Source organism: Treponema sp. R6D11 (assembly GCF_054786075.1).
In genome coordinates this window covers 19,752-27,546 of sequence record NZ_BDHD01000017.1, presented here as the reverse complement: position 1 = coordinate 27,546, position 7,795 = coordinate 19,752, and the positions used below count along the sequence as shown (strand labels likewise).

At 48.7% G+C, this 7,795-nt stretch carries 8 protein-coding genes; all 8 read right to left on the bottom strand.

Going from position 1 to position 7,795, the window contains the following annotated elements; translation table 11 throughout:
* Positions 1 to 51 precede the first annotated feature (51 nt).
* Positions 52 to 855 (bottom strand): hypothetical protein, encoded by an 804-nt coding sequence (locus ACYVTD_RS03355; protein ID WP_461246369.1) that lies wholly within the window; start codon positions 853 to 855, stop codon positions 52 to 54.
* 63 nt (positions 856 to 918) lie between these two features.
* A complete protein-coding gene (locus tag ACYVTD_RS03350) occupies positions 919 to 1,209 on the bottom strand; it encodes a hypothetical protein (RefSeq protein WP_461246368.1) in 291 nt (96 codons plus the stop codon).
* 5 nt (positions 1,210 to 1,214) lie between these two features.
* On the bottom strand, positions 1,215 to 2,039 hold the full coding sequence (locus tag ACYVTD_RS03345; protein WP_461246367.1) for a hypothetical protein: 825 nt from the start codon (positions 2,037 to 2,039) through the stop codon (positions 1,215 to 1,217).
* Positions 2,036 to 3,175 carry a hypothetical protein gene (locus ACYVTD_RS03340; RefSeq protein WP_461246366.1) on the bottom strand — a complete coding sequence of 380 codons (1,140 nt, stop codon included), beginning with the start codon at positions 3,173 to 3,175 and terminating at the stop codon, positions 2,036 to 2,038. The genes ACYVTD_RS03345 and ACYVTD_RS03340 overlap by 4 nt, the downstream gene beginning before the upstream one ends.
* 117 nt (positions 3,176 to 3,292) lie before the next feature.
* Positions 3,293 to 4,426, bottom strand: a complete 1,134-nt coding sequence (locus tag ACYVTD_RS03335; RefSeq protein ID WP_461246365.1) for a hypothetical protein — start codon at positions 4,424 to 4,426, stop codon at positions 3,293 to 3,295.
* Between the two features lie 64 nt (positions 4,427 to 4,490).
* Complete coding sequence (locus ACYVTD_RS03330) at positions 4,491 to 4,880, bottom strand: hypothetical protein (RefSeq protein ID WP_461246364.1); 390 nt, start codon at positions 4,878 to 4,880, stop codon at positions 4,491 to 4,493.
* Complete coding sequence (locus ACYVTD_RS03325; protein ID WP_461246363.1) at positions 4,873 to 6,300, bottom strand: SU10 major capsid protein; 1,428 nt, start codon at positions 6,298 to 6,300, stop codon at positions 4,873 to 4,875. Before ACYVTD_RS03325 ends, ACYVTD_RS03330 begins: the two co-directional genes overlap by 8 nt.
* A 19-nt stretch (positions 6,301 to 6,319) precedes the next feature.
* Positions 6,320 to 7,744 (bottom strand): hypothetical protein, encoded by a 1,425-nt coding sequence (locus tag ACYVTD_RS03320; RefSeq protein WP_461246362.1) that lies wholly within the window; start codon positions 7,742 to 7,744, stop codon positions 6,320 to 6,322.
* Positions 7,745 to 7,795 lie beyond the last annotated feature (51 nt).

Genomic DNA, 7,795 nt, shown 5'->3' with positions numbered 1-7,795 from the left:
CGCATACAGTGTTCTATATGTTTTTTATAATACCACTTTCAATGGTATGTGTCAAACCCCTAAATCGGCTTCCAAGCCCGTCCGTATCATGTCTTCGACTACGGGGCGGGTAGTTCTTTCCAAAGCCCCCGTAACATCGACGGGCGGTACAGCCTTCCTGATCCAACTGTCCGCCGGGCTGTCCCTCGATATAATCCTGAACGGAAAGTAGGTACTGCCCCTTTTTTTTGATTCGTCCGGGAAACTTACAAGCCCGTTGACGTTGCCGTCGGCTTTTATCCTTCCGCCACAGTCGTATTCCGACCTCTGTATCGACTGCCCACGGTAGTTTTTCTCGATATGTACCGCCGTAGACCCGTCTTCCCTGACCGTCTTCCGGCGCGACGTTTCCATTTTGAACGCTAAAACGGCGGAATACATATTTTGCGGTATCACGTTCTTAAAATGCGCCCGCGCCCCACCTTGGGCGTTTGGCGTTCCCCATCTGAAAGGGACGATTAAGTAAGGCACCCCCTCTTTTGACACCCGGCTTTTATTGCCGAAGGGGTGGGTCGTTTTCATGTCAAGTTCTTCGGTGCCTTCCTGTATCCTTTGCGCCTGTATGGATTCACTTTCGATATTTACGTCGAAAGCGGAGTTTTTTCTTATTTTTATCGACCGTGCAAGGTTGGCGGAAGGTGAGCTAATTTCGGGTATTCCGTTAAGGGAGCCGCCCATCGCCCATGCTTGCCATTGGGATTGAATGAGGTTGGCGGAAGCGTCGAACGCCGCCTTGCCCGCGGGGAAAGCCCTCGCGCCCATTGTGGCAAGCCTTTGAAGAATCTCTGAATCGACCGTTACGCTAAACCTTATCATCGCGTTTGCCCTTTTGAAATATAGTTTACTAGGAAAAAATGCCTGTCTGTAACACCTTTATCGCTAGGCTGCCCATGAGTCAACTGTACTTTTGGTATCCGATGGTTTATATCCAAAAAATCGAAGCAAAGTCTCACGGCACCCATCCCATGAAATTTCCCCTTTAAGAAACGATGCCTTTAATTGCTCAATGGTTTCGTATGGGTTCGGATACTTTTTATCAAAGTATTCCCTATCCCATTCATCCCGCAGCTCATCTAAATAATCTTGAAAATCTTCCTCGGGAAACCTTTCATAGTCCCAATCAAAAAATGGTAAATCCCGTATAAAATTGCCATCGGTGCCAATGCTCATAATAATCATTCCTCCGAAAACAGGTTTTTTACAAAGCCTGAAAATTCAGCCTTTGTGGTTAATCTCACAAATCCCATTATAAACCTGTTGTTTTGCAATGTCAAATTTTTATCCCATGTTTCCCGATATTCAGGATCGTTCCGGTTCATAATCTGGGGGAGTTCATGGTTACTTATACGCACCTTCTTTCCGTCTTTTCTAAGGTAATATGATGTCGGTTTCCCGGATTCCTTGCTTACATGATATAATTCCGCGCCCTGCTTAACCGCTTCATCGGCGATGGCGCTCATTAACTTCCCAATATTTACCGTAAAATCTTTACCGTCTTTATAATAATAGTCTTTACCGATAATTTCATTCAAAACAGATTTTTCATATTCAGATTTTTTTTGAGCGTATTCCCTATTCTCCCTGTCTTCTGCCGAATTATACCCTGCTTTTAACGCCCTTAATTCTTTTTCAAGTTTGTCTTTTTCCCACGGTTCTATTTCTGCCGGAAACTGTTTTTTCTCAATCTTTATATTCTGCGGTAATTTCTTTTTCAGACTGTTTGACAATGGGACTGCTTCTTCTATATTTTGGGTATAACTTATATTGCCCCTATCATCGCGGGTTACATACCCCCGATCCGTCCGGGCTATTTCTTTTTCAACTTTTTGATTTAATTTTTCTTCAATTTCGGCTATTTTCTTTGTATTCACTCTCTTGCTTCCCATTGGTAATCCCAGTCTAACATAAACCGTCTTTTTGTGTCCATTCTTGTCAATAATGACTTTTCTCGCTAATTTTGAAACGTCCCTGAAGGCTTTTATAACGAAGATTACGCTCATTGCACGTTCACCTTCTTGTTTTCCGCATAGGAGCCGTACCACTTGACCACGGCTTTTTTCGGCATACGCTGGTTTTCACTTGTCCGCAACTGCGGTATTGATTTCGCTATAACGTATGTCGGGTTTTCCCTGTAAGTTATGCTGTACGATTCGCCCGGTTCCGGCGCGTCTTCACATAGCCATTTAATGCGGTTTGTCCCGGTCAACAGGAAGTCCACGCCCTGTTGGTACTCCCTCTCATTCCCCAGACAGGATACTACTTCTTGGACGAAAAAAGCCCCTATAGTGTCGTCTGCCCCGTTTGTCCGCTTCGACACCTCTTTTCTGGTATTCGTCCCGGATAACGCCGTCAACACGTCGTCGTCCGCAACATCGCAAGCGTAGGGGAATATCGTTATGGCTTGCCCTTGACACTCTACCATAAGTTTCACGTCCGCCTCTGAAAGTTCTTGGCTTAAAATGGCGAAAATAAACGGCGGTATATATTCCACGCCGTAAGCCGTAAGCGGTTCGGCGGGGGGTGTGGTTTCTTCCTGCGGCTTAACTGGATCGCCCAACAAAAACATATCGGTACGGAATTCTTTTGTCTTGTATTCTACGCCGTTTGCGTCCACTATTTTGTCTATCTTTACAACGTCGGCGGGGGCGGTGTGGGTTATTCCGTCGATTCCATTCCTGCGGAAACGCAAGCCGTTGACCCTATAATAACCCGCGCCCAGAATCTCGCAAGCGGCTTTTTTCATAACGGACACCGTGTTTTTTGTCATAACGGCGTACACATAATCGCCCTTGTTAATCGGTCTGTCCGGGTTTATTATGATATATTTTCCCATTTTGACGGCGTTTTTGAAGGGTGCGCCGTAAAAATCGTGTAACACATCGAGGGTGCAGTCGGCAAATTCTTCAGAAACTTCCACTATGCCGTCCCTGTCTACCATGACTGTTTGCGTAACGGTTAATTTTGGTTGGTATCCGTACACGATACCCCGACCGCCGCAGCGCTTACAATGTATGTCCGGCTGTCCCTGCGTTTCTTCACTGGCGCAGGGGCATTTCGTAGCCGTCCGCCAACGGACAAACTGCCCGTGTCTTTCGAGTAACGCCTCATAATTCTCTTTGCCGAGGGTGAGAACCACCGGCGACGTTTTGCCAAGCCCCTGTCCGATGGTTACACCCTCCTGTCTGCCGAGATTGTCAATGATTTTTCAACGAAGATTACGCTCATTGCACGTTCACCTCTTTTAAGCATTTTACTACAGGCATCCTAGCGGAATATGCCCGAACTTCCGCTGGTTGTCGGCGATGTATTTTTCCAGTTCGTCCTGATACACCTTGACCCTCGCGCCGAAGTACGCAGATGTGGCGGACTGCGTGGAGCTAAAGGATTCACTCAATCCGTCCATAGACAAACTGCTGCTTGAAAAGCCCGACATAAGCCCGTCGCCGACCACGTTCAACAGGGCGATGGCGGCGCTCTTGGATATTGCTTCCCTTAAATCAAGCGGAACGTCGCCCGCGCTCTCATATCCCGCGTCGTAGTCTATTTCATAGAACAGGTGCATACCTAAAGTTTCCGTACCGTACATATTGGTGGCGGTCTGTATGCCCCGTATCGTTTCCGAAGGTCTAAGCGGTCGCTCCATTAATTTCAACATACCTTTAGTTTTGTCAACAATGGTACTTCCCAACAGGCTTCTTTCCGCATTTTGAAATCTGCTGATAAGGTCGAACCTGTGAACCTTGATAATGGGGTGGTGCCTTAAAGGTATAGCGCCGTACCTCTGTATTCTGGCAAATTTGAAGTCATAAAGGGCTTCCTCGATGTCGTAATCTTTCCCTTTTTCAAGCCCTTTTTTTTCGGGGTTGCACCTGATACGTTTCTTTTTAATCGTTATATTAAGCCGGCGTTCTATTTCGGCTATGGCGTTGTCCGTGTAATATTTAATCTGGTTGTCGGAAAACAGGCTGCCATTCGTAGCCTTAAATTCCGTTCCCCAAATCCATGTCTCCCGCAGATCGTCGGGTGTGCATACTTCGCCCCATTGACCGGGGGGCGGTTGGTAGTTCCCGAAGCTCCACCCTATGGGTCCGCAGATACCGTAACGCACGATATTAGAATATTCGTAATCCGTCGGTTTCGGGGTGTTATTTGCAAATTCAACTATCCTGTATGAATAAATCCCGTTAAGGGTTTCGTGGCTGTCTACAATGTCGCAGGGTGAGACCGACAAGGCGGGGTTTTCCGCGTCGGGCATAGTAAACCCTTTGGCGGTATAGGCAAGCCAATTATCGTCATTCGCGCCTTTTCTTTCAAGGCGGTATGAGGAATCACCCTCAATAGTGATAATTCCCTTTGTTTTTAACGTAACGGCTTGTATTGTTTTCATAGGCTTTCAAAAAAATCACACGGGGGCGGCGTTTGACCGTCCCCGTGCTTAAAGTCTGTTCGGACTACGCTTTCTCAAAGCCGGATATTCCGGCAAGGTACTCCGCGTCCTTCGGATCGACGGTCGCTTTGCCTTCGCCGTCGAAAGTGATCGGTTTTCCCGTAACGGCTGTTATGGTTCTGCCCGCCCTTTTAGCGGATTTTATCACAACGCCTTTTCCGTCCCCCGCCGCCGGTTTAGGCGGTTCGGGCGGCGCCGGGGGGGCTGGCGGCTTTTCGCCTCCGTCCCCCGCCGCCGTAAAATGTTCTTCAATGGCTTTAATAAGCCCTTCGCGGTCAACGCCGTCCTCTAACTCTACGCCATATTCGGTCGCAACCTGTTTCAAGGCTTCGTCCGAAAGTTCGGCAAGATCAAGCCCTGCGGGTTTTTCGTTTTTGTCTTTCGGTTTAGCCATTGTGTTTCAGCCCCCCGCGATAGGAGAGGTTTTTAACCAATCCGCAGAATTCCGGGGCGCGGACTTCGAGACTTGCGTAAAGCAGTATCAGGAAGGGCGTTTCCGCTTTCGCTGTCGGGTAGAGCGGGAAGGTGCTTAACGGCAACAACTGTCCGAATGTGAACACGGGCGTTACCCTTGCGTTGGTAAGGAACAGCATTGAAGCGGTGCCGGGCAAGTCTTTGTTGGTGTCATCAAATATGGTGTCGCCGCCCACGTTGGGGCTGTTGGGAATCCGTACCATTTCCATAGCGACATCTTCGTCTTTCGCCGTGCGGCAAATTACGAAGCCCGTCGTCTGGACGGCGTTGTCCGGCTTAATGGTAAGCCTTACGGTAGCGCCCCTGCCGACGGCAATCGGGCTGGTTATGCTTATGCCTTCGGAAATTCCGGCGCGGTTGATCGAATGGACTGTGTAGGAATAATCCCCTTCGTCGTCTTCGGCAAACTGCGATTCGCCCGCAGTTATAACCGCCGCAGATACGCTGATCGGCCGTCTCGGTCTTTCGCTTGCGATACCGTCCGCCTTTACAAAGCCCTTGACCTGATAGAATTTGTCCGCGCCCGCTTCTTCGCCGCTAAAGGAGATAACGGGTCCGATGGCTGTCGGATAATCCGGCAACTGGTCGAATGTCGCGCGGTTGTCTTTGACCGCCATGCGGATTCTGTCGGTAAACAGTTCTTTTACGTCCCTTGCGAGAACGGACGGGAAAAGAGCCTTGTTCACGGAACCGCCCCTGTCCCAAATCTGCTGCGCAACGTCGTCAAAAAGCCCTTCGCCGAAATGACCAAGAGAATTACCCCTTGCGTCTTTGATGTTCGGCTGTTTGGACTTTTCAATGGCGGCAAGGAATCCGTCGAATTCCGTAGGGATAACGGCTGCGTCCCCGTGGAATATCTGATATTCCGCAGACTGACAGGCGACTTCAGTACCGGCAAGTTTTTCAGACGTGTAAGCGTCTTCAAAAGTTTCCGCCGCTTCCATTTGTTTGGTAACGGAGCGTCTTGTCTGAATGTACTTCTGCGGAAAGATCACTCTTTCGACCGCCTGATCGGTATCGTTGGAAGCGCCGCCTTCCGGCACCGTGTTCCACTTGAAACTGCCGAAAGAAGTCCGGCGGTTAAGTTCATGTACCGTACTGCGTACAGGCACCTTCTTGACTGAATTGAGAATTTTGCAATCCTCTTTCAAAGCCGCCACGACGTTCATCATGGTAGCTTCCAAATTTTCGGGGATCATCGCACGACCGTTGACCATAATAGCAGCGTCGGTCTCATACCCGGCCATTAAAGCCTTGTTAAGATCGTCGATCTGTTTTGCTTCGGTTGCGCTCGACCCGGTTGTTGCCCCTCCGAGGGCTCCTGCGTCAAAATAACCCATCTTTTAACCTCCCAATGGTTTAAGCGGTCGCTTTCATTTCCTGCATGAGGAAATCGTAATCTTCTGCGCGAAGATTGAAGTTCGGATCGCGGACAGCTTTTTGCATATCCCCTTCGATCCTTGTCGCTTCGTGCAGCCCAATTCTGCCCGCTTTGTAGGCTTTGTTAATCACAATCTGTGCCTTTTCAAAGTCCTGCAATGTCGGACGATCTTTTACAGCGGAGCGTCCGCCCTTCTGTATGCCCTGTGTCTGTCCCGCGCTCTTGCCCAGTATTGACTGTGTGGGAGCGGGGGCGTTGGCAACAATGGCAAGCGCCTTTGAAATCTCCGTAACTGCGTCGCCCAAGTCCTCAATGGACTGCCTGATGTCCTCAACGCTGTCAAGGGATTTTTTGATTCCGTCCAGATCCTCCTGAAGATTTACAAGAAGTTCGTTGGCGTTAATCACTTTGGTTGACTTTCCAACGTCCTTTCCTTCATCGTCTTCATCGGTGGTATCGAGACCCGCAATATCGAGGTCGAGATCATCGTCTTTTTCGGTGTCGTCCTCGTTATTGTTTCCTTTTCCATCATCTTTTCCCGTAAGGGATTTAAGAATGTTGGATACCGCACTGGCAAATTTTCCTTTCATGGTTGTTTGCCCTCCTTGAAATATAATTTCGCGGACGGCAGTCCGCGCATTAGCCTCGTCAATTCCTTGCTCAACAAGGAAACCTACCGCGTCTTCTTCGGTGTCGATCTTTCCTTCGTCCATAAGCCTTACAAGTTTCTTTATTCCGATTTTTGTAACGTCAATGGGTTTTTTACCCCCTACGTCTTCGGGTGTCATCGCCCTGCCGCCCGTAAATTGTGCGTGGTCGGTCGTGTCCGAAGTAGCCATGAGAGCTTTAACGAATTCGTCCGGGTTATAACTTTTCGCAAAATACGCCGGCGATACGGTGTGATTTACGGGGGAAGGGGTGAGCGCTAAGTCGTTCCAAAATACGCTTGTTATTCTTTCAATGCCGTCTTTTGCGTTTTTCACGATCTTTGGGAATATGCCGCCGACGCTGGCTTTTATCCGTGTGGACTTCGCTTTTAACAAATTGATGATCTCTTGCGCTTTATCGCTTGTGTGATACAGTTTTCCTTTGACGATAGTTTTTTTGCCTTCCGTCCGTACCTCGATGGGTTCGCCGATTATCATTGTGGGGTCGGAAATAACCTCCCCGTCGGGTCCGCGCCTCTTGTGTTGGTGGTCGTAACTTATAACGCCCGTATTCAGAAAATCGTCTTTACTGTCGAGTAACGCTCTTTGAAGCACGACCTGTTTCTGAAGGTCAAGATTTTCATTCGACGCTTCGACTTCAAAGATATAATTCCCGTCTGCGTCTGTTGAGATGTCCGACTTTCGCAGGATTAAATTGAGATAGAATTCGCTGTCTCTGTCTTTCAAATCGTCCAAAATTCCCCCGAAAAGACAAAAAAAGGGCAGCCAAAAACCCCGAAATTAATC